Origin of the sequence: Peribacillus sp. NJ11 (assembly GCF_030348405.1) — a bacterium.
Taxonomy (GTDB): domain Bacteria; phylum Bacillota; class Bacilli; order Bacillales; family DSM-1321; genus Peribacillus.
The window spans coordinates 3881858-3903903 of sequence record NZ_JAUCFO010000001.1 but is presented as its reverse complement, the minus strand read 5'-3'; the positions used below and the strand labels follow the sequence as shown (position 1 = coordinate 3903903).

18 protein-coding genes and 1 other RNA gene are annotated in these 22046 nt (G+C 38.1%); 3 read left to right on the top strand and 16 right to left on the bottom strand.

Annotation, left to right across the window (positions count from 1 at the left end; all coding sequences use genetic code 11):
* Nucleotides 1–173: 173 nt before the first annotated feature.
* The 3 genes from QUF86_RS19240 to nirB (QUF86_RS19230) form a co-directional block, all read right to left on the bottom strand.
* On the bottom strand, nucleotides 174–1793 hold the full coding sequence (locus QUF86_RS19240; protein ID WP_289335254.1) for a family 14 glycosylhydrolase: 1620 nt from the start codon (nucleotides 1791–1793) through the stop codon (nucleotides 174–176).
* Nucleotides 1794–2083: 290 nt separating this feature from the next.
* Entirely contained in the window at nucleotides 2084–2401 is a 318-nt protein-coding gene (nirD, locus tag QUF86_RS19235; RefSeq protein ID WP_289316353.1) for a nitrite reductase small subunit NirD, read from the bottom strand.
* Nucleotides 2402–2418: 17 nt separating this feature from the next.
* Nucleotides 2419–4836, bottom strand: a complete 2418-nt coding sequence (nirB, locus tag QUF86_RS19230; protein ID WP_289335253.1) for a nitrite reductase large subunit NirB — start codon at nucleotides 4834–4836, stop codon at nucleotides 2419–2421.
* Nucleotides 4837–5031: 195 nt separating this feature from the next.
* On the opposite strand from nirB (QUF86_RS19230), the gene QUF86_RS19225 reads away from it, so the two are divergent.
* Nucleotides 5032–5370 carry a MerR family transcriptional regulator gene (locus tag QUF86_RS19225; protein ID WP_289316351.1) on the top strand — a complete coding sequence of 113 codons (339 nt, stop codon included), beginning with the start codon at nucleotides 5032–5034 and terminating at the stop codon, nucleotides 5368–5370.
* A 271-nt stretch (nucleotides 5371–5641) separates the two neighbouring features.
* Here QUF86_RS19225 and cobA read toward each other — a convergent pair whose 3' ends face one another.
* From cobA to QUF86_RS19205, 4 genes are all read right to left on the bottom strand, one after another.
* Entirely contained in the window at nucleotides 5642–6412 is a 771-nt protein-coding gene (gene cobA / locus QUF86_RS19220) for a uroporphyrinogen-III C-methyltransferase (protein ID WP_289335252.1), read from the bottom strand.
* A 152-nt stretch (nucleotides 6413–6564) separates the two neighbouring features.
* On the bottom strand, nucleotides 6565–8715 hold the full coding sequence (gene nasC, locus QUF86_RS19215; protein WP_289335251.1) for an assimilatory nitrate reductase catalytic subunit NasC: 2151 nt from the start codon (nucleotides 8713–8715) through the stop codon (nucleotides 6565–6567).
* Nucleotides 8716–8827: 112 nt separating this feature from the next.
* Complete coding sequence (nirB, locus tag QUF86_RS19210) at nucleotides 8828–11149, bottom strand: nitrite reductase large subunit NirB (protein ID WP_289335250.1); 2322 nt, start codon at nucleotides 11147–11149, stop codon at nucleotides 8828–8830.
* Nucleotides 11150–11199: 50 nt separating this feature from the next.
* Nucleotides 11200–12405: a nitrate/nitrite transporter gene (locus QUF86_RS19205; protein WP_289335249.1), complete on the bottom strand. Its 1206-nt coding sequence runs from the start codon at nucleotides 12403–12405 to the stop codon at nucleotides 11200–11202.
* Nucleotides 12406–12981: 576 nt separating this feature from the next.
* Here QUF86_RS19205 and QUF86_RS19200 point away from each other — a divergent pair.
* Entirely contained in the window at nucleotides 12982–13524 is a 543-nt protein-coding gene (locus QUF86_RS19200; protein ID WP_289316346.1) for a ribonuclease H-like YkuK family protein, read from the top strand.
* Between the two features lie 159 nt (nucleotides 13525–13683).
* On the opposite strand, the gene ssrS is transcribed toward QUF86_RS19200, so the two are convergent.
* The 5 genes from ssrS to QUF86_RS19175 form a co-directional block, all read right to left on the bottom strand.
* Nucleotides 13684–13870, bottom strand: a non-coding RNA gene (gene ssrS / locus QUF86_RS19195) — 6S RNA.
* 115 nt (nucleotides 13871–13985) lie between these two features.
* A complete protein-coding gene (locus QUF86_RS19190; protein WP_289335248.1) occupies nucleotides 13986–15467 on the bottom strand; it encodes a UDP-N-acetylmuramoyl-L-alanyl-D-glutamate--2,6-diaminopimelate ligase in 1482 nt (493 codons plus the stop codon).
* A 324-nt stretch (nucleotides 15468–15791) separates the two neighbouring features.
* Nucleotides 15792–17045, bottom strand: a complete 1254-nt coding sequence (locus QUF86_RS19185) for an MFS transporter (RefSeq protein ID WP_289316344.1) — start codon at nucleotides 17043–17045, stop codon at nucleotides 15792–15794.
* A 446-nt stretch (nucleotides 17046–17491) separates the two neighbouring features.
* Nucleotides 17492–18373 carry a mechanosensitive ion channel family protein gene (locus tag QUF86_RS19180; protein ID WP_289335246.1) on the bottom strand — a complete coding sequence of 294 codons (882 nt, stop codon included), beginning with the start codon at nucleotides 18371–18373 and terminating at the stop codon, nucleotides 17492–17494.
* Between the two features lie 21 nt (nucleotides 18374–18394).
* The gene (locus QUF86_RS19175; protein WP_289335245.1) at nucleotides 18395–18787 is read right to left on the bottom strand and encodes a sporulation protein; all 393 of its coding nucleotides are present in this window, start codon (nucleotides 18785–18787) and stop codon (nucleotides 18395–18397) included.
* A gap of 678 nt (nucleotides 18788–19465) precedes the next feature.
* Here QUF86_RS19175 and QUF86_RS19170 point away from each other — a divergent pair.
* Complete coding sequence (locus QUF86_RS19170; RefSeq protein WP_289335244.1) at nucleotides 19466–19999, top strand: IseA DL-endopeptidase inhibitor family protein; 534 nt, start codon at nucleotides 19466–19468, stop codon at nucleotides 19997–19999.
* Nucleotides 20000–20204: 205 nt separating this feature from the next.
* Here the strand turns inward: QUF86_RS19170 and QUF86_RS19165 are convergent, their stop codons facing one another.
* The 4 genes from QUF86_RS19165 to QUF86_RS19150 all read right to left on the bottom strand — a co-directional run bounded on the left by QUF86_RS19165 (nucleotide 20205) and on the right by QUF86_RS19150 (nucleotide 22032).
* Nucleotides 20205–21209, bottom strand: a complete 1005-nt coding sequence (locus tag QUF86_RS19165) for an HAAS signaling domain-containing protein (RefSeq protein WP_289335243.1) — start codon at nucleotides 21207–21209, stop codon at nucleotides 20205–20207.
* Complete coding sequence (locus tag QUF86_RS19160; RefSeq protein WP_289325150.1) at nucleotides 21196–21543, bottom strand: PadR family transcriptional regulator; 348 nt, start codon at nucleotides 21541–21543, stop codon at nucleotides 21196–21198. Before QUF86_RS19160 ends, QUF86_RS19165 begins: the two co-directional genes overlap by 14 nt.
* Before the next feature lie 157 nt (nucleotides 21544–21700).
* Nucleotides 21701–21901: a GntT/GntP/DsdX family permease gene (locus QUF86_RS19155; protein WP_430101908.1), complete on the bottom strand. Its 201-nt coding sequence runs from the start codon at nucleotides 21899–21901 to the stop codon at nucleotides 21701–21703.
* A 17-nt stretch (nucleotides 21902–21918) separates the two neighbouring features.
* Nucleotides 21919–22032, bottom strand: coding sequence for a hypothetical protein (locus tag QUF86_RS19150; protein WP_289335242.1), 114 nt, complete (start codon nucleotides 22030–22032; stop codon nucleotides 21919–21921).
* Nucleotides 22033–22046: the final 14 nt, after the last annotated feature.

Sequence of the window (22046 nt, the reverse complement as noted above, 5' to 3'; positions counted from 1 at the left end):
TCAATTGGTACTTCTACACAGAAGATGGTTTTTGCATTGTATTCATTTCAAGAAATAGTAGAGATAACTTGTGATGAAAAGCTTTCAATACCTTATATTCTTCCCACAATCCCTTATTAGTTAGTCATATAAAACATAAGACATCATTTTGACAGGATCCTATATATAACCAACTACCATGAAGTTTTATAGTTTCCTATTCCATTCAAAGGAGTTTTATAACTATTATTTTCTCCATCTTGCCAAGTAATATTGCCATTTTCATCTTTTATGACGAACTTGAATTCATAGTATCGATCTGCGGCTAAACGGAATGTTCCGCTCCAGCTGCCTTCTTTATTTTGTGTGAGTTTATATTCGTAATCTTCTGGATTCCATCTGCCTATTTCTCCTCTATCCCCAATAAAGTAGACTCCCTGTGTGGAAGGTACATTTTCAACTGTGAATGTAACTGGAATGGATTTGCCTTCCAATTTATCTGCCATCATCCTGAACTCATTTGTTGGATTTCCTTCATCATCGAATAAATATGACATCCTTAGCAAGGTAAAGCCCTCAAAATCATAGTTAAAAACCATTTCTGCGATATTGTCAAAGCCCCATTCATTATTGATCAGTGGGAGTGCGTTTTCCCCGTTTAATGAAATTCCTTTTTGATTGGCTAAAGTGGCAATATGGGTCACTAACGTTTTAGGAGCACTATAGGATGGTGCATTATGTGCGTCTTGATCTCCCATTTCCAAACAGGTGAACGTGAGGGCCATATTGGATTTCTTAAACTGATTCAGTAGTTGGGAGTAGTTATAGTACCCTGCACTATATTCTGCTGAATGCGGCAGTACTGGATCGTTCATTTTCCAATGGACACCTGAGATTTTAGCTCCGATTGGTACGCCAAAGACTTCATCAAAATGTTTATGGGCAAATTTCGAGATTTTTGAAAGATGTTTTTCAAGTGCACCTTGATACCACTGCATGAAATCTTTTCCAAATTGTGTGTCGACTGCTCCTCCTCTTGTGAAAAATTCATCCCCGTTACCTGGCGGCTGAATCTCCCTCCAGTTTTTATAATTTTTGCCCCAAGCAGCATTTAATTTTTTTATCGTTGAATACTTCTCTCTCATGGTAAGCCTGAAATCCCGTTTCGCCCCTTCTGTATAAGCTTGAAGCTGTCCCCTTTCAGGATATTCCCAGCCATCTGCATTTTGATAGGAGGGATATCTTAGTTCCCCAGCTGGACCTGCACTTAGATATATTTTAGCTATTAAATCCTTCTCACCAGCAAAGTTCTTTGCAAAGGATTTGTACAATTCTTCGTATTGATCAGCTGTACCTTCCCACCAAGGAGCAAGTACCTCCTTATTCCAGAAACCACTTTCACTCTTGAATGCCATGTTTTCGGCAGAGTCTATATTCCAAAGCCAACTCGGGATGGGATAGTTACAATCATCTCCCACATTACCGCCGCATTGATGTGTAGATAAAATGGGCACCCATTTTAAACCAGAAGCTTTCACTGTCTCCCCATATTTTTTATAATAAGACCAATCAAATTGATTATCTTTTTTACTCTCGACCAATCCCCACCAGATATCTGTCGTTATTGCGTATACTCCATTTTCCTTCAACTGAATCAACTCTGCTTCAAATGCATCCCAATCTGTTATTTCACCCAATGGGGCCATCACATAAAGCTTGTAATCTGGTTTTACTTCTGCTGATCCGGGTGAAGTACTTGATAATGGAACGAAATACAGCATGAAGGTAAAAACGCCAATAGATAATTTTTTCATAAAAACGCCAACCTTTCCCCTATAACTTATTCAATTGTGGAAATTTTCGTACGTTATCGAAATCGCTTACATGCATTCGGTCAATAAAGTCTATCCTTTACTAGAAAGTATATTTGTTTTGGAAATATTTATCAATTGCTTTGTGGGGAATACAGTCATTTAAAGTGAAAATTCAGTTCATAGCTCCTCAAAGAAAGAAAAATGGATAGTCCTATAAAAGACTATCCATTACGGGTTATATTTATTGACTAATATTTCGCATTTTCCATACCATTAGTTTGCATGCATTTTTATAGAACAATATAAACATCCCCATTTTCTATTGCAACATTGAATGTCTTTACACAGCCATTATCAGGTTTTTGGACTTCTCCATTCACGACACTGATTTTCCAGTCATGCATCGGGCAAAAGACGTGATCACCACTCACAATACCTTCCACCAGGACTCCGCCTTTATGTGGGCAACGATTTTCAATAGCTCGGAATTCCCCATTTGCTAAATGAAAAAGAGCAATTTCATGAGATCCTATCGTTACTGTTTTCCCCAGATTTTTTGGCATCTCATTTACTGTTGAAACCTTTATCTTTTGAAGAGTTTTCCCCATTTAGGATTCCCCCAAATTCATTTATTTGATATAACTGGAATTTTCACTTTTTGAAATAAATCGGTTTGGATCGCATTGCTCTCAATAATTTCTTTCCACGGTTCTTGCAATACCGATAAGGCCTCATTTAAACGTTGATTAAGCTCAATCCTTTTTTGCTTATCACCGATAATCGCTTTAATGGGATCGAACCCTACACGCTCAACCCAGACAGACGTTCTTTCTAAATAGTTGGCAGTCTCTCGATAATGTTGGATGTATGCACCTGTAATTTCGATTACCTCATCACTTGTTTTCACTTTGCATAATAATTCAGCAGCTCTTAAATGTGTTCCGCCGTTGCCGCCAATATAAATTTCCCACGCACCGTCAACACCGACAACACCCAGATCTTTGATACCGGATTCAGCACAATTACGGGGGCATGCCGACACAGCCATCTTAACCTTATGCGGTGTGCCTACACGTTCAAATTTCTTCTCCAGGGCAATGCCCAATCCAATCGAATCTTGAGTGCCAAAGCGGCAAAAGTTTTCACCGACGCATGTTTTCACTGTTCGAAGGGTTTTTCCATAAGCATATCCAGAAGGCATATCCAGATCGGCCCAAACACTTGGAAGATCGTCTTTCTCTACGCCGAACAAATCTATTCTCTGCCCGCCTGTGACCTTCAGTAACTTAACATTATACTTATCGGCAACATTTGCTATTTTCCGCAATTGATCGGGATTAGTGACGCCGCCATACATTCTTGGCACAACAGAAAATGTACCATCCTTTTGAATATTTGCATGTAACCTTTCATTTACATAGCGGGACTCTTTTTCATCTTCATATTCAACAGGATGAATCATACCTAAGTAATAGTTCAATGCCGGTTTACACTTCGAACATCCATCACTTGTATTCCAGCCGAGAACATTCATGACTTCTCGAGTATGGGTCAGATTCTTTTCGCGTATTTCAGCAACAACCTCATCTCTAGTTAAAGTGGTGCAAGTGCATATAGATTCCATTTGATTTGACTTGCTGAAATCATCGCCCAATGTAAGTTCCAGAATATCACCGACTAACGGCTTGCAACCCCCACATGATCTTGAAGCATTTGTGCAGCCTTTTACTTCATCGATACTTGTTAACCCTTTAGATTCGATAGCCGATACAATATCGCCCTTCGTTACACCATTACAGCCACAGATGATTTCCTCGTTTGACATCGCACTGACAAGACTAACACTGGGTTCTTCACTCGTTCCAGCTATTAAATATTCGGAAACTTCGGCATTTTTATTGATCATGCTCAAAAGGTTATTGCTTTCCTTTGTATCCCCAAATAATACCGCACCAGAAATTTTCCCATTTCGGATCATTACTTTTTTGTAAGTGCCGTTCCATTCATTAAATTCCTTGATTGATTTGGCTTTTTCATCCTCGAAAATTTCCCCCGCCGAAAATACATCAACACCAGATACTTTTAACTTGGTAGACAGTACTGAACCCTGGTAAGCTTCGCCTTTAAGCCCGCAAATCTTTTTGGCTAACACTTTGCCCTGTTCATAAAGGGGAGCGACCAAACCATACACCATCTCACGGTGTTCCGCACATTCACCAACGGCATAAATATTCGGGATTCCAGTCTCCATATAATCGTTCACAATAATTCCTCGATTGACAGGGATGTCGCTATTTTTGGCCAATTGAATATTTGGTTTGATTCCAACTGCCATGACCACTAAATCGGCGCTAATTTCCTCACCATCACTAAAGCGTAATCCTTTAACATCAGTCTCACCAAAAATCTCCTGCGTTTGTTTCCCAAGATAAAAATTCATTCCCTGGCTTTCAAGTTCCTTTTGCAACATTTTTCCTGCTGTTGGATCTAACTGCCTATCCATCAAATATTCCGCAAGATGAATGACATCAACCTGCATACCTAGATTCAAAAGGCCCCTCGCTGCTTCAAGACCCAATAATCCTCCACCAATGACTGCTGCCTTTTTATTGTTTTTTGAATATTCAATCATTTTTTCGCAATCTTCTATATTTCGAAAAGCTGTCACTCCTTTTTTATCCGCCCCATTTATCGGTAGAATGAAAGGAATTGATCCGGTAGCTAAAATTAACTGATCATATTCGACTTCACGATTTCCATCTGAGTATATGATTTGTTTTATTGTGTCGATATTCGTTACTGTTTCACCTGAAAACAGTGTAATATTGTTATCTTTGTACCAGTTCCAATCATTTATTGTAATATCATCTATCGACGTAGCACCTTGCAATACATTCGATAGTTGGATTCGATTGTAATTCGGATGTGGTTCACTTCCGAAGACAGTAATTTCATACCTTTCCGGTTGAATTTTTATAATTTCTTCTATACATCTAACTCCTGCCATGCCATTCCCAATGAGTACCAATCTTTGCTTCGTCATGTATTGTCCTCCAATAAGATTTTTTTGAAAGGATTATGTATTTGATTATAGGTGAGGGCAATATTTATAACAACAAGTGTGTTACATAATCTAACATGATTTTTGAAAATTAATAATTAATGTTAGATTTTATTACAAATATTCAGAAAATTAGGATATAATATCATTATTGATCTAGCCTAAATCAAAAATGAGGTGATTTTCATCGTTCAGCCACAAAAAGATTCTTATATTGACAGAAAAGTAATTTCCATAGGAGTAGTAAGAGAATTAACCGGTCTATCAGATAGACAAATTCGGTATTACGAAGAAAGAAAACTCGTTTTCCCCGAAAGGTCTAAAGGAGGTAGCCGTAAATACTCCTTTTCCGATGTCAAGGCATTAGTGGAAATCGCAGATAAAATAGAGGATGGAGTACAAACCAATGAAATTAGACAGGAAAAAATAAAGGAAAATAGAAAAATCGAACAGGAAAAAATGCGAAAGAAAATGCTGCAAGGTCAATTAAATGCACACTTTGGCACACGTAATTGATTTATGCTAGCGCTCCGGAAATATTAGCCGATCCAATACGGTTTTTATAACCGTCAATAGTTAGACTTCCTTAAACCCATACAGTACGACTGGACATGATATCATGTCCAGTTTTCTATTTTTATTGCAGTTGAATCATCCCCCTTTTTTGGATTAAAGAAGGGAAACTCAAACCCAAAAAAGGGACTATGAATACAGGACAGGAATCCCTTACAATTAAAGGGGAATTGACTAAATGCACAATAACAAATATCTACTAATCATTCCACTTCTATGCAAATTCCTTATCTTCTTTCTTCTCTGAAAACCATGATAATTTACCAGATAACTTCACCACTTCTCCTATTACAATCATTGCGGGATTAGCGACCTGCTCTCGTTTAACAAGCTCCACAATTGTATCGATTGTGCCTATAACCGTTCGTTGAAAACCTGTCGTTCCCTGTTCAATGACAGCTATAGCAGTTTGAGGGTCCTTTCCGCAGGATCGTAATTGGTTACATATATAAGGAAGGTTTTTAATACCCATATAAATAGCAATGGTGTCAACACCATTAGCCAAATGATTCCAGTGGATGTTATCAGGTTTGCCAGTCACGCAGTGTCCCGAGACAATTGCGAAGGTGCTCCCCCAATCCCTATGAGTCACGGGAATTCCTGCATAAGCTGGAGCAGCAATTCCAGATGTGATACCAGGAACTATTTCAAATTGAATTCCGTGCTTTACTAGCTCTTCTGCCTCCTCGCCGCCTCGTCCAAAGATGAAAGGATCTCCCCCTTTTAGCCGAACGACCGTTTTTCCTTCCATTGATTTACTAATTAACATTTGGTGAATGTCTCCTTGAGAGACACAATGGTTTCCAGGTGCTTTACCACAATAAATGAATTCAGCTTCGGCCTTCCCGTATAACAGCAATTCACGATTTACCAATCGATCATACATGATAACATCGGCTTGTTTGATACATTTGGTTGCTTTGACAGTAATTAAGTCCGGATCACCGGGTCCAGCTCCAACAATATAGACCTTACCTTTTCCCATCCTTTTTCCCCTTTTTTGATAGTCATGAATAAGCGCCTTTTTCCTTAAAACTTCATTGATAGGGAATACAGTCCGCTTAGTCTCTATCTTATTAGATTTTGATTAAACTAGATTTTGATAAATGATTATGTTGAATGGGAAGTAATCTCCCTTTAATTGGACATTATCTCATCTATGGGATTTACTTTTACGGCACTTACTTTAAAACCTGGCATTTTGCATGTCGGGTCTAACTGCTGTGATACGAGGCGATTGACATTTTGTGAGTCTGCCCAATGAAAAGGAACGAATATAGTATCTTGACGAATAGTTTCTGACCATTTACTTCTTACAACGATACTTCCCCGCCTTGATTCAATTTTCACCAACGTAGTATCTGGAATATGATATTTCTTGGCTGTTTCCGGATGAATTTCCATATATGATTCAAAATTTCTTGCTGCTAATGATGAGCTTTTTCTCGTTTGCACTCCTGTTAAATAATGTGACATGATTCTTCCTGTTGTTAAATAAAGTGGAAACTTCGTACATGGCTGTTCTTTTGGAACAATAGGCACATTATTAACCACAACCATATCTGCCTTTCCATCCGGGTGGGCAAAAGAAGTTTCGAACAACCTTTTTGTCCCATTATGGTCAAGGGTTGGGCATGGCCACAAAATGCCTCCTTCTTTTCTTAGACGATCATAGGTTATCCCATAATAATCAGCAGTTCCCCCACGGCTTGCCACTCTTAATTCATTGAAAATCTCATTTGCAGATTGAAAGGAAAAATGCTCCCCTTTTCCAAGTGCTTTTGCTATATCACAAATTATTTGCCAATCATGCTTGACTTCACCGGGTTTTGAAAAACTTGCTTCCCGCAATGTTACCCGTCCCTCTAAATTTGTCATCGTTCCTTCATCCTCTAAATAAGACGAAGTAGGTAAAATTAAATCAGCCAATCTAGCAGTTTCTGAAACAAACATATCTACTGCTACAAGAAACTTTAATTTCTTCAAAGCCTTTTTGACAAAGTTTGCATTGGGATTGGAAACAACTGGATTAGAACACATTAAAAACATGCCGGTTATTTCACCTTCATTAATTTTCTCTATCATTTCGTATGCTGAGACACCTTTACGTGGCAAATCAGCCTCATCGATTCCCCATATTCGTGCAATATGTAATCTGTGTTCCTCATTTTCGATCATACGATAACCCGGCAGTTGGTCTGCCTTTTGCCCATGCTCTCTTGCCCCCTGCCCATTTCCCTGTCCAGTAATTGCTCCATAGCCCGAATTCACTTTTCCGATTTTGCCTGTAGTGATGAGAATATTAAGAAAATTCCGAACGGCGGCAGAACCATCCGTTTGCTGCTCAACACCCCTTGCTGTAAAAATCATACCTGATTCTTCTTTCCCGAACATTGTAGCCGCTTTCCGGATTTGGTCGCTTGGAACCCCAGTCATCTCTGAAATTTCTTCCAACTCTAAAGATGAAACATACTCTTTAACTTCATCAAATCCATTTGCACGTTCCTGAATAAATGTTTCATCAGTAAAACACTCTTCAATAATTACTTTCAATAATCCGTTTGCCAAGGAGGCATCCATCCCTGGTTTTACTTTTAGATGTAAGTCAGCCATTTTCGTTGTTGCTGTTTCTCGGGGATCCACAGCAATTATATACGCCCCGTTTTCTTTTGCTTTCTCAAAGTACGGCATGATTGTTGGCTGGCATTCCGCAATATTTGTGCCTGCCAAAATAATACACTTCGTGAACGGAACCTCTGACAAGCTGTTGGTTAGGCCCCTATCCATACCAAATGTTTGGCTTGCTGCCGAAGCAGCTGCAGACATGCACAAACGCCCATTATAATCTATATACTTTGTTTTTAAAGCTACTCTTGCAAATTTTCCAAGCAAGTATGCTTCTTCATTTGATATGGAGGCACTCCCGTAAACAGATAATGCATTTACACCATCCTCCGTTTGAATCTTAGCGAAATTCTCCTTAATGTGGTTTAATGCTTCCTCCCAAGAAATGCGAACAAATTCCCCATCTTTTTTTAATAATGGGTATTTAATTCGATCGTTATGCAAAGCATGTTGGTGGGCATTCATACCTTTAATGCATAAGCGCCCCTCTGAGGTTGGATTATCTTTTCCGATCGTCATATACTTTTTTCTTGTGACTATTGTTTGTTCCAAAAGCTGCATCTTACATTGCATGCTGCAAAATGGACATTGTGTATCATACCTTTTTTCTGATTGGACCTCCTGTTGCTTCATGCGGAAATACTTTAATAATAATTCAGTCAAGCTCCTCACCCTTTGCTCATGGATTTCTTTGGATCGTATTCATGTTACAAGCATTTACTCGTATCTCTTAGAAGCATCAAAAGGTACTTGCCACTTTAGGCCTTTCCCTGAGCTACGCCATTTCCAATCGTTGAGAAAGTTGCTGACTAAGTTCCTTATCAAACAATACTTCCCTTACATGAATTAAACCCACTCGTTCAATCCATTGCCAAGTCCTTTCTAAGTAATTAGCCGTTTCACGATAATATTGAATAAAGCCGATGATGATTTCAATTGCTTCTTCATTTGTCCCGGCTACACATAACAGTTCACCGGCACGTACATTACGCCCGCTGCTTCCCCCTACATAGATTTCCCAGCCCCTGTCAACACCCATAACACCTATATCTTTCGTTGTTGATCCTGCACCATTATGCATACAAGCAGATATGCCCATCTTAATGCGGTAAGGTGTTAATAGATGCTCAAATCTTTTTTCCAAGTCTACAGCAAGTAAAAGGGATTGCTGTTTGTCGCATTGGCAAACATGTTCCCCGATACATGTTTTGACGTTTTGAACGGTATTGCCATATTTTGAACTTAATGGCATGTCTAAATCAGCCCAAACACCTGGGAGATCTTCTTTTTTTACACCCATTAAATGAATCCTTTGTTCACTTGTTACTGCCACCTGCGATATATCATATTTATCAGCAACATTTGCAATTTTTCGCAAGTCTTCCGCATTCGTCATACCGCCGTACATTTGTGGGATAACAGAGTAATGGTTATCGCTTTGTACTGTTGCATTCTTTTGGTCGTTTATGAAAAGAGTTTGCTGTCTGGTCTCATACTCTGGATGAATCATTCCTAAATAATAGCTCAGGGCTGGCCTGCATATTGAACAACCTTCGCTATTTCCCCATTCCAGAACATCCATCACCGCTTGAACAGATGTTAAGTCTTGGAGTTGCATTTGATACACGACTTCATCTTCCGTTAATGTCGTACATGGGCACATTATCTTTTGTAAATTAGCCTCATCAGAAAGATTACTTTGAATATATGCCAAAAGCTCGGTCACTGCCGGCTTACACCCACCGCAAGAACCGGAAGCCTTTGTACATTGTTTAACTTGTTCCACTGTTGTTAATCCTTTATTTTGAACGGCATCAATAATTGCCCCTTTTGAAACAGCGTTACAATTGCAAATGATATCATGATTCGCCATTGAAGCGATTAGTCCCTCAGTCGTACCAGGTGTTTGGAACAATGCACCCTTTTCCTCCGATGATACTTCTTGTCTCTTTAAAATCATATCAAGTAATCTTGTGCTGGCCTTTGTATCTCCATACAGCACAGCACCGATGATTTTTCTTTCTTGAAAGACCACCTTTTTATAAATACCATCTAATTCATCAAAGGTTGTGATTGATTTCGTTGTTTCATCACCTAGGAAATCCCCAACAGAGAATAACTCAACACCTGATACTTTCAACTGGGTCGAAAGAACAGAACCTTGGTATCCCTGGCATTTCATCTCACAAATGTGCTTTGCCAGCACTTCCCCCTGTTCATATAGAGGTTTCACCAGTCCATAGACAATGCCTTGATGTTCAGCACATTCACCAACCGCATAAATATTAGCGACGCTTGTTTCTAAATAGTCGTTTACAATAATGGCACGATTTATATCAATTCCGCTTTCTTTGGCCAACTGAATATTCGGTCTGACTCCGGCAGCCATGACGACTAAATCAGCTTCCAGCTCCGTTCCATCCTTAAAACGGACACGTTCTACACGCTCGTTACCGATTATCTCCTGTGTTTCCTTTTGTAAAAGAAAGTGCATTCCCTGGTTTTCCAACTCTTTTTGCAGCAAAATGGATGCTGTTGAATCAAGCTGCCTTTCCATTAAGTGTTCAGCAATATGAACAACATTCACTTCCATGCCAAGGTTTAACAGCCCTCTCGCTGCTTCTAAACCTAATAAACCGCCTCCAATGACGACTGCCTTTTTATACTTCCGTGAAGTATCAATCATCTTTTGGCAATCTTCAATCGTCCGAAATGCAATAACCCCTTCTTTATCAACACCGGTAACAGGAAGAATAAATGGGACAGAACCTGTAGCAATTATGAGCTTATCGTAGTAAACTTCCCTTTCTTTGTCTGTTTTTATCTTTTGTGTCACTTTATCTATTTTCACGACCGTTTCACCCGTGAACAATTGGATATTATGCTTTGTATACCAGTTTCGTTCATTTATCGCGATATCTTCAAACGAAGTGTTTCCTTGAAGCACAGTCGACAATAAGATTCGATTATAGTTAACGTGTGGTTCACTTCCGAAAATAGTAATCTCGAAAGCATTCGGATCATTCATTATGATCGACTCAACGCAGCGCAATCCCGCCATTCCGTTCCCAATTAAGACCAGTTTTTGTTTATACATTTTATCCCCCCAAAAAACAAGTAATGAAATAAGCCAATAAAAACATGGTTCTAAATCTTAACTGAATTCTTTCCGAGTACCCACGTTTTTCTCCATGAAAGCTGAGCTAGAACCAGGATCAGTAACGCCACGATTCCAATTACGGAAAATACTAAAAATCCTGTAGCGTATGTCCCAGTTATCTGTTTCAACGTTCCTAGTATGTTTGGAACCAAGAATCCGCCAACGCCTCCGGCAGCTCCTACAATTCCTGTAATGAAACCAATTTCTTTAGAAAATCGCTGTGGAACTAACTGAAAGACAGCCCCGTTACCCATACCGAGAAATAACATTCCGATAAACAGTAAAATCATAACGGTAGAAAAAGAATAAAGAAAACTAATACCGAACATACATAATGTTAGACCAATAAATAAAAACATTAGCAGTTTAACTCCACCTATTTTATCGGCAATAAAGCCTCCGACGGGACGAAAGAAACTTCCGGCGATGACACATAATGTAACAAATTCCCCTGCCCTTATTCGTGTTAACCCATATTCATCAACAAAAAAGATGCTTAAAAAGCTAGTGAACCCAACAAACCCCCCAAAAGTCACACTGTAGAGAATACAGAAATACCATGTATCTGCTATTTTAAATACTGTGAAATATTCCTTGAGCGGTTTTGCAGGCGGTTGAGATGGTGCGTCTTTTGCGATTAAAATATAAATGACAAACACGATGGTTAATGGAATCAAAGCTAACCCCATAACATTATGCCAGCCAATTGACTCTGCGATACGTGGTCCAAACAGGGTCGCAAACAGAGTTCCACTGTTACCGGCTCCCGCAATGCCCATCGCAAGCCCCTGCAAATGAGGGGGATACCAGCGACTAGCCATTGGAAGTGCTGCAGCAAAACTTGCGCCAGCCACTCCTAGTAAAATCCCAATTAAATAGAGCTCCGCTAAACTTTCTCCGAATAACCATCCCCAAAAAAGTGGAATCATCGTAACAAGCATCCCGCCGATCGAGGTTTTCCGTGGACCGATGCGATCAGTCAAAAAACCAAGAACGATCCGGAAAAACGAGCCTCCCAAAATCGGAATAGCTACAATCAAACCTTTTTCAGCTGGCGAAAGCCCGAAATCCTTTGTAATATAGACACCGAGTGCACCTAATAATACCCAAATCATAAAACTAATATCAAAATAAAGGAATGAAGCTAATAATGACGGAGCATGACCGCTTTTTTTCAATTCAGTTATTTTCATTTTCATCTCTCCTATGCTTTATTAATTGAATATTCGTTTATTTTACTCTTATAAAAGCGAGAATTCTTTGTTTATGTGAGAAAACATTACACACTTTTTTTGAAAGTTATAAAATTTGAGTACTTTATATTGGTTATTTGTTAAAATTTTAATAATTTCATTAGGTTTTCTTCTATAAATATAACTCTGCCATAGGAATTGAATGATATTGTGGTTTCTTGGTGATATAAAATCACAAGCTTTATGTATTTTTCAGTTAAAGACGAGGTACACCAATCGAATACTCCAATAAGCTTTTTCGTAATATTCTCCTTACAAAAAAAGAGAAGCCTAATACATAGGCTTCTCTTCGTTACAAACTCCTCATTCTTATATGGCTAACATTACATATGTACAAGATTTAGCAATCATAAATACAGCTCATTGTTGAAATACCCTCAAATGACGAACATCTTCATTTAACGGCGGGTTCTTCCCACGGCACGAAACAAGGACCTCCTTCATATGATATGTTATGAGCGGCATGTAGATATTTAATAATCAGATTATATCCGGGGAAAGGTTGGGTGCAATAATATGAAGCAAAATTCAATTCATAACATTCCATTTCAAAATCTTCAAGATAAAAACATGTCATTCGAAGAGGTATTCGTTCATATTGTAGAATTCATGAAATTAAATCCATCCGGTAACTTTCGATTAATGGTCGGTACAGATTCGCAAGTACATAAAAAACATACGGTTTTCATTACAGGCATCGTAATACGGCAGGTCGGGAATGGTGTATGGGGTTGTATAAGAAAAGTGATGATTCCTAGAAGGATGCTGCATTTACATGAGCGAATTTCCAAAGAATTGTCGTTAACTGAGGAGATTGTATCCATGTTTACGGAGGAAAGGAAAAATCAGTTAATCGATATTGTCCTGCCTGCCGTATATCAAGGGGCAACGTTCATCATGGAAGGCCATATTGATATAGGGATTGGAAAGCGGAACAAGACCAGTGAGTTTGTAAATGAAATGGTAGCTAGGATGGAATCCATGGGAGTGGAACCGAAAATTAAGCCCAATGCCTTCGTTGCCTCAAGTTATGCCAACCGTTATACAAAGCAAGAGTGATGTCCCCAATGAAGCAAATCTATGAACGATGGCATTTTCTTCAAAAATGCTTTTCGGTTTGGTTTTTCAGACTATAAAGCGGTACATGCAATTCCTTTAGTACATTATTGGAAAAACCAAAAAACCGGCTTCGAAGCGAGACCGGTTTCAATATTAAAGATGTAAGCCGCCATTGCCGTATCCAGTAAGAAAGTTTTAAACCACCACTCCTCAAAGTGGGTGTTTGCAGAAACAATCCTGTTGTCCAAGTCAGTGACGAGGCATAACATTCCTGTTTCAATATAAAACTCCCTATTACAGCTTAAAGGTTAAAACTTTATTATCATTACGAACAGTGCAGCTTGTATTATTATATTACCGGAAATCCTCATATCATACAATGTTAATTATCACCATTTAACTGGCCAATCAAATATAAAATGGCTTTGGAATGGAAATGGAAAGCATTCGTTAGTATCAAATTATTGATCAAAATAACCGATAAAATCTCCTTGGTCTTTATTTTGTACATATAATACCGTTTCTTTGTCAGAAATAGTAGGCAATCCGAAATTTTGTTCATACCTCTCTATTCCTTTTCCTGTAATAATAATCCAATCACCTTCCTTACCTGAGTGTATCGCCTCCTGGATGGCAAAAGTCCTATCTGGAATAACCTTTCCATTACCAGAAGAGTAATCGCTTTGCAGTTTATTGAGTGACGATTCCATCACATCAATTCCCTCCGAATTCAAATCATCCATCGTCAAAATCGATACATCACTATATTCCGATGATACTTTAACCATTTCTGCCCTTTTGGTTGTATCTCGACCACCTCGGAATCCAAAGATATGAAAAATCTTTTCCGCCCCGCATTCTTTGGCAGTTTGAAGCATGTGATGAATGGCATCAGCAGTATGAGCATAATCGATGACTATTGTCGGTCCATCTTCTTTCTTATACATTTCAAATCTTCCTGGCACACCAGAAAATTGTTTTAGTGAGGTGAGAATTTCCTCTTTTTTAATCGGAAACATCTTCGCTACGGAATACGCTGCGGTTGCGTTATATAAATTATGAAGTCCAGGTAATGGTAATTCAATTTTCACAAAGTCATGATGCTCATTCAATAAAATAAAGGGGTTCGTTGCGGTATTATAATTGGTGATCGTTAAATCGAAGCGATTGGATTTTCCAAATACATAGGTGCTGACATTTTTCTCCCGTAAGTATTCTTGTAGTTTTTCTCCCCAGAAATCATCCCCATTAATAATCGCAAGACCATTGGGTTTCAATTTTTCAAAAAGCAGTAATTTAGCCAGGAAATAATCCTCCATCGTACCGTGGAAGTCGAGATGGTCATGATATAAATTCGTGAAGACACAGAAATCAAATTCAATACCTTCCAAACGATATTGAGCTAAACCATGCGAAGACACTTCCATAATGACAACCATGTCCTTACTTGCAGCCAGCAAGGAATTCAATTCCATGGTACCTGGAGTCGTATTATGGGAATCGACTTTGTTTCCATTGATAATATGCTGTATCGTACCAATGACGGAACAGGTTACCCCATTCTCTTCTAATATTTGTTGAAGCATATAGCTTGTTGTGGTTTTTCCGTTTGTACCCGTAATTCCTATCATTATTTTTTGATTGCTGGGATCCCCGTAAAACCTTTTCGCGATTGTTCCTAATGCTTTTCGACTGTTCCCCGCACGTAGGTAAGGAACATCCAATCCCTTAATATCGCGTTCGCCTATTACAACCGATGCCCCTAGACGAATTGCATCTTTAATGTAATTATGGCCATCGGCCTTATATCCGTTTACGGCAACAAAAAGGTATCCATTTTTAATTTCTTTAGAATTATCGGTTACCCCTGTGATGGTTATATTTTCAATGTCCTTCGGCAAATCCCAGTTTATTTCTTCTTTCATTATGTCTTTAAGGATCATTAACTTTTCTCCTTTATCATTTAAGCTATTCACCTATCTGTTGTAATAAATATACATAAGTAATAACAAGCCATTTTTAGTATTTACCAGTCGTCTAAAAATAATTGTTTATCCAGAATTTGTTGTTGGTAAAAATATAGCTCCGTTGAGTCTACCGGGATAGATTTTAACCTTGTCACAAAAAGAAAAATAGAAAAGCAGCCGGAATTGGCTGCTTTTTTTTGGTCCTATATGGATATAGCTAAGATACACCCTTTTAAGTTGAATGAGAATTTTTTCTTTTCTTCCCCAGTAAATCACTAGGTTACAACACTTTTTCCATGCCTATTGGTGAGTTTCCAGGGTTTGTGTTTCCGCCTTTTGATTGTACAATGGCAAAATGAAAACCATCCCTAGAATAAAAAAGAATGCCGCAGTTTCAAAAATGGCGACGAGTGAAAATTGCTCCTTCAACACGCCTGCCGCACTCATAGTCAAAACCATCGAACCAGTGAATAATGGGCTTAAGATTCCATTGACTCTTCCAATGAACTCGCCTTCTGTCCTCTGCAATATCAATGTATTGATCCCTATTTGAATACAAGGCAGCATCAGCCCATTAAAGAACTCGGCAGTAAGTGTTATCCAAAGATTTGTTGACAGCCCCATTACCGCCAATCCAATGGCATTTACAAGCATTCCTAAAGCTAATAATCTCTGAGGTGCCACCTTTTTGGCAAAAATCATCACACCAGCTCCGCCTAAAATCATACCGAACCCATTCACCATAAATAACCATTGTAGGTTTTCCTTAGGCAGGTGGAGTTGTTCGGTAACAAGGAATATCGAAAGCGGTTGAATGAAACCCAGTCCGAGCCCGGCGGCTAAAAAACATAAACCAAGAAGACTTAGTTCTTTTTTTCGCAACACGTAGCTCACTCCGCTTTTCATTTCTTGCCATATTGTTGTTTTTGCAGTTTCTACATCCAGTTCGCGATCTTTTGGAAGGAAAGCGAGTGCTCCAGCTGAAAGTAAAAACGCCAGGCCGGTGATTCCAATCGAGATATTGATTCCGAATGATTGGTAGGCAAATGTACCGAGAATCGGACCTAGAACCATAAATACTGCGAAGACGGTCTGATAAACTGACATCCCTGTCTGAATTTGACTTTCTGGTAAATGCATCTTAAATAGCTTCATGCCTGATGGTTGAGAAAATTGAGAAAGTATCGCCGAAATCAAAGTTGCAAAAAACACCATTTTCCAACTACCGAAGATAAGTGCGATAAGCACAGCAAAAACGGATATTGCACTTAAAATATCACACCAAACCATCGTTTTTTTCGGACTCCAGCGGTCAGCAAAAGTTCCTCCAATAAATGAAAAAATGAAAATAGGTGCGAATTCCGCTACTGAAATCATGGAAATGGCAAAGGCATCCCCGTTTGTCTTTTCCATGACAAATAACAAAACGGCAAAATTTCGTACCCAGATTCCTATTTGCAAAAACAAGCCTGAAAAGATAATGGCCTGAAATACACGATTTTTAAATATGTTCTGTTCCTTATTACTTAATGGTAAAGATGTGTTTTTTTCCAATATAAAAGCCTCCTGTGAAATTTCTGGACAGGAGGCAGTACAATACAAATTTAAAAAGGCAAAATATTCCTAATGGAAGGAACACAATGATCTTTGTTTGTATTTTAATGTACAGACTAATCCTATCCAGAAAAAAAGATCGTATTTATCACGCATTTTTTTCTTAAAGAATAGGATTAAATGATCATCGTTTCAAGGTCACCCTTCCATTTTATGTTAATTTCATAATAATCGATTTAATCTGATAAATCAAGGTGAAATCCATAAAAATAATACTTTTTTGGGCGAGGCGTGTTCAATTTTTTGTACAAAAAAACGGACTTCCTTTAAAAGAAAGTCCTTTTATATCCTTAAGTTTTGAGGAAAGGTAGCTGAGTAATGTTTGTGCCGTTTGTTACACTTCATGATCATTTTTTCATGACCTCAAGCAAGTTTGATTCTTCTTTTCAGTTCCCAATCATACGTTCATGATTCTGATTTGCCTGTACAAGCAAATGGGATGATGGCATTAGAATTTGATGCTCATGTAAAGCAGTCATCATTTCAAACCTCACACTTCTCGCTGTTTCAAAGTAATGTTCAGGTTTAACAAGTCCGACTAAGCATAGTTCATATCCAACATATTTGAGATTAGGATTTAAATCCGTAATGCCAATGTATCTAAAATCCTCTTCAGGTGTACCATCCTCTAGCCTTAGCAGGGTTTCACCATACTTCTCATTGCAGATAAGGCATATATCTTCCAACAGCCGTTTTACCTTTTCAGGATTTTCTTGGTAACTTACTGTAATGCGCTCAATGATTCGCATTCTCCCTTTATTAAAATTTTGAATCGTCCTGATTTCACTGTGTGGGATTGTTAGCAATTTTCCTGACCATTCCCTGATCTGCATGAACCGGATACCGATTTCCTCTACGGTTCCGGAACTTGTCCCATTGAAAGTCACAAAATTCCCCACTCTGAATTCATTATCTGACAGCCTTACAAATCCCAATAAGATATCTTTAAGCATTTGCTGCGCCGCAAATCCGATAACGACCCCTACAATCCCAGCTCCAGCTAAAATTCCTTTTAGGTCTATGAACTGTCCTATCAGATAAATGAGGAAAATCCCAGCAATGCCGTACCTAAGTGTAGAACGAGTAACCCCCTGTATCGTTTTTTCCACTTCTTCATCAAAAAAGTCGGATCTCTTAAAGAACCATTCGACCATTTTATTCAAAATATAATAAACCGCCAATAACAGTAATGCCAATATAAAAAGCCTCATTAATAAGAATTCTTCCAGAAAATCCAAAGCACGCTCAGTTATATTCAAGAAATCCATGTTCCCACCTACATTTCCACTTTATTCAGAATCGATTAAAAGCCAGTCATCATCTTTGCCTATTATCCCTTTATCAAGTATGAGTCTCGTTTTAAGCCGATAGGAAACCCCTCGCTTATAAGGCTCCTCCAATGTAGGCAGACAAAAGTTAAAAGGAATTTCATTGCTTTCCCCAGACTTAATCACACTTGAAGATAAAATGGTACTCGTCTTAAGGGTATTTTCCATCCCTGTAGAATGAGTATCCATTATTAAATCACATTCAATTCTCCTTATTCTTTGCTCTTGTGTACCACCTTTAATCAAGAAATACCCATTTATACATTCACCAGATTTATACGTATTTTTCGGAAGGATTAAATCAATTTGTGCAGAACCTATCCCTAAAAGTAACAAAGATTTTCTAAGTATCAATGTACACACTCCATTTATATTTATTTGTTTCTATTATCAATCCAAAAGTTTTTACATTTCCTAAGTATGCATCACTACAAAAAAACCTTTACCCATTTTGGTAAAGGTTTACTAAAATAAAATAGACCTTTACCAATAGGTAAGGTCTGGCTAACAACAATATGCTGCCAACAACACCGAGAGTTATGAACTCTGTAATGACGACATTGTTGTAAAAGCTACTCCCCTTAGGAGAATGTATTCAATTATATTGTTTATCATACGGTAAGATTAGAAAGTTTGTCAAACATTTATTTTTTTATTTTAGGGTTCTAACCGGGAAATTTCAGTTCTTTGCACATATATTGATATAAATGAAAATATATTGAATTAACTTGTCCAGATATTGCAAAAGAATTAACTATTGGGTTTTAAATAGGCCAGTTAGTGGAATATGAAGTATGTAACAGCAGGTGTCCTTCCATATCACCATTTCATTTTACAACTGATGAACGCTCCTTTCAAAAAGAATAAAGTGAACAATTTATGTATATTTAATGAAAACTAAAATTATATTTAAAAATTAACAATATTTCTCTTTTACTTATGCCAATCATGTTGTAATATAAATGTAACAATTGTAATATTTATTAAACTTTCGTTACATAAGTATCCTATTAGGGATTGGGGAGATTAAGTATGAAAAAATTTTCAGGTATGCTATTATCCATTATCATTCTATTTTTCACATTGAGTGCTCAAGTTACCGCACAAACCACATCACAGAATTTATCAAACGTAAATGCATTAAAGATAGCCGATAATGCCAGCAAACATTTTTGGAATGCATTACATGGGTACACTAATCGTTCATGTTCACAAAAAACATTCAATTATAAAGGGACAGAGTATTCATACCTTTGCCAAGAATTCAATACAAAAGCTAAATTGACTAACTACTTAGCAGAGACATTTACCAATAATGCAGTTGAAAAAGGCCTGAATAAATATAACTACATTACCCATAAAGGGAAATTAGCCCGTCCTATCGGAGACGGCGACAGCATGTTGGAGTGGAAAAAAGCAAAAATTAAATTAGTCTATCAAAAATTAAACGTAAGATCCTACAATTTAACTGTACCTACAGTCGACGGTGAATCAGTAAAAAGAACTGTTACCTTTTATAAGTCCGGATCTAAGTGGAAAGTTAATCAGTTCGATGCAGTTCAATAAAAAAATGGGTTAAATGCCACACCTCATATGCCGTATAGTTAGCTATAAACTATATAACATATGAGGTTTTTTTATTTCCCGCTAGTACTTGAGAAATATCCAGTAGTGCCTTCGTATCAGCCCACAGCTTTGAATTATCTCCCTCCCTTCCCACTTACCAATTAATTAAACCCTTATACAAAAAACACAGCAAGGATGCTGTGCCTTAACGGATTTTTGCTTTTCGAAAGCCTTGATAGGAATCGTAGGCGGCAAAAAAGATTGTGATGAATATAAGCCCCCAATAAATCGAGTTTTTCCATTCATCAATTGAATCATCAATTGAAAACAATGTCATTTCGTATGCAATGAATTCCGGATTCAATAAATTCGGATTACTGATGATGATGATGAAAGTCAGAGTGGATAGCAGCTGGTAAATGGCATGGAAAAAAGCAAGTTTCAGAGTCCACTGTCTCAAGAATAATTTGTATATGGCCAAGATCACTCCAAAGATTACGACGCAAGAAACCAGCAGCCAATAGGAATTCAATATCTCTTGATTGAAAGAAGGTGTCACAAAAATGAGACTGCCATTTCTTTTTTCATAGACGCCAAGGAGGTTTGCTGCATTGAAATAAAGGGCCGCAAATACAGAAAGACCTAACAAACTTGCAAAGACCTCGATCATATGAATAGCCTTTTTCTTTGAAATGTTCGGAATATCTTTTAGGTTTTCCGGTGTCCATGGTTTCAAATCTTTCGTTAAAGGAGACTGGTCTTTTGAAGTATCCATGCGTTCTAAAATGGCAAATGAAAGCGTTAGCCAGAAAAACACTTGGATACCAGTACTGATGATACCTGCTATCGCTTTCCCGATTATGGTGAGAACCGCGTCCATAACCGTATTATCCCCCATATCCCGAAATGGATTATCCCCTACTAACCCGATTAGTGATATAACTGCAGCGATGGGCAAAATCATTTTCAACAGACTGATATATACATCATAATAACGTGGTCCAATCAGATGCATCGGGCGATCGCGATAACCACTTGCCAGTGTAACAGGATCTCCTAATTTTAATAGAACCGCTTTTACATCTTGCTCCGTATGATTCTCCGGAAGCATATCTTCGATTGTTGACTGAAGCTCAAGCGCAATATCCTCCCGACTTTTTTCTGGCAGCCTGCGAGTCACTTCCTGAATATAAAGTTCAATCAGCTCCATCTTCTTCCTCTCCTTTTAATAATATATAAAGCTCTTGTGACGTTTTTTCCCATTCTTGCTTTAACTGAATGAAAATTTCTCCCCCATAATCACTTAAAGAATAATACTTGCGCGGTCTACTTTCAGAAGTATCCCAGCTGCTGGTCACCAATTCTTGTTTTTCCAGGCGGCGAAGCAAAGGATATAAAGTACTTTGATCAATGGTAATTCCCGACTTCTCTAAACGCTGGACAAGCGAGTACCCATACTGGGGGGTTTTGAGCTGACTTAGAACAGCTAGCGTTAAAGTGCCTCTGCGCAGCTCAGTTGTTAATGAATTCAGTAAATTGCTCATCCAATCACCTCTTCTCTATACTATGTGACGTACACCATACCTTATACTATGCATCATACACTATTTTAGTTCTTACACCAACATAAAAATGAAAATATAATTTATTGAAAGCATAAAAAAGAGAAGCGTTTTACGCCTCTCCGATTGTCCATTATTACTATGTTCCGATTATTGTACCGAAAACGATTACAAGTCCAATGCTTGTCATCAGTCTGCCAAAACCGCCGTTAATATTCTCCACAATCTGATTTAGAGGCATTCCAGAGGCAAAACCCACAAATAAAGTGCCTAGAAGTAACGATAAGAACGGATGAAGCTTACATTTGGTTGTCGCCAGAACACGCAATAACCAAAACAATAAATAACAAACAATGATTACCCCCTATTTTTATTCGCTGCCAAAAAGGTCCGCATTACTTGTTCAGCTGAAAGCTCCAAAAATTCAGCTCCTCTTTCCAAAGCTTCCTTTAAAGGTATTGGAGCTTTCACCAGACTATGAACAC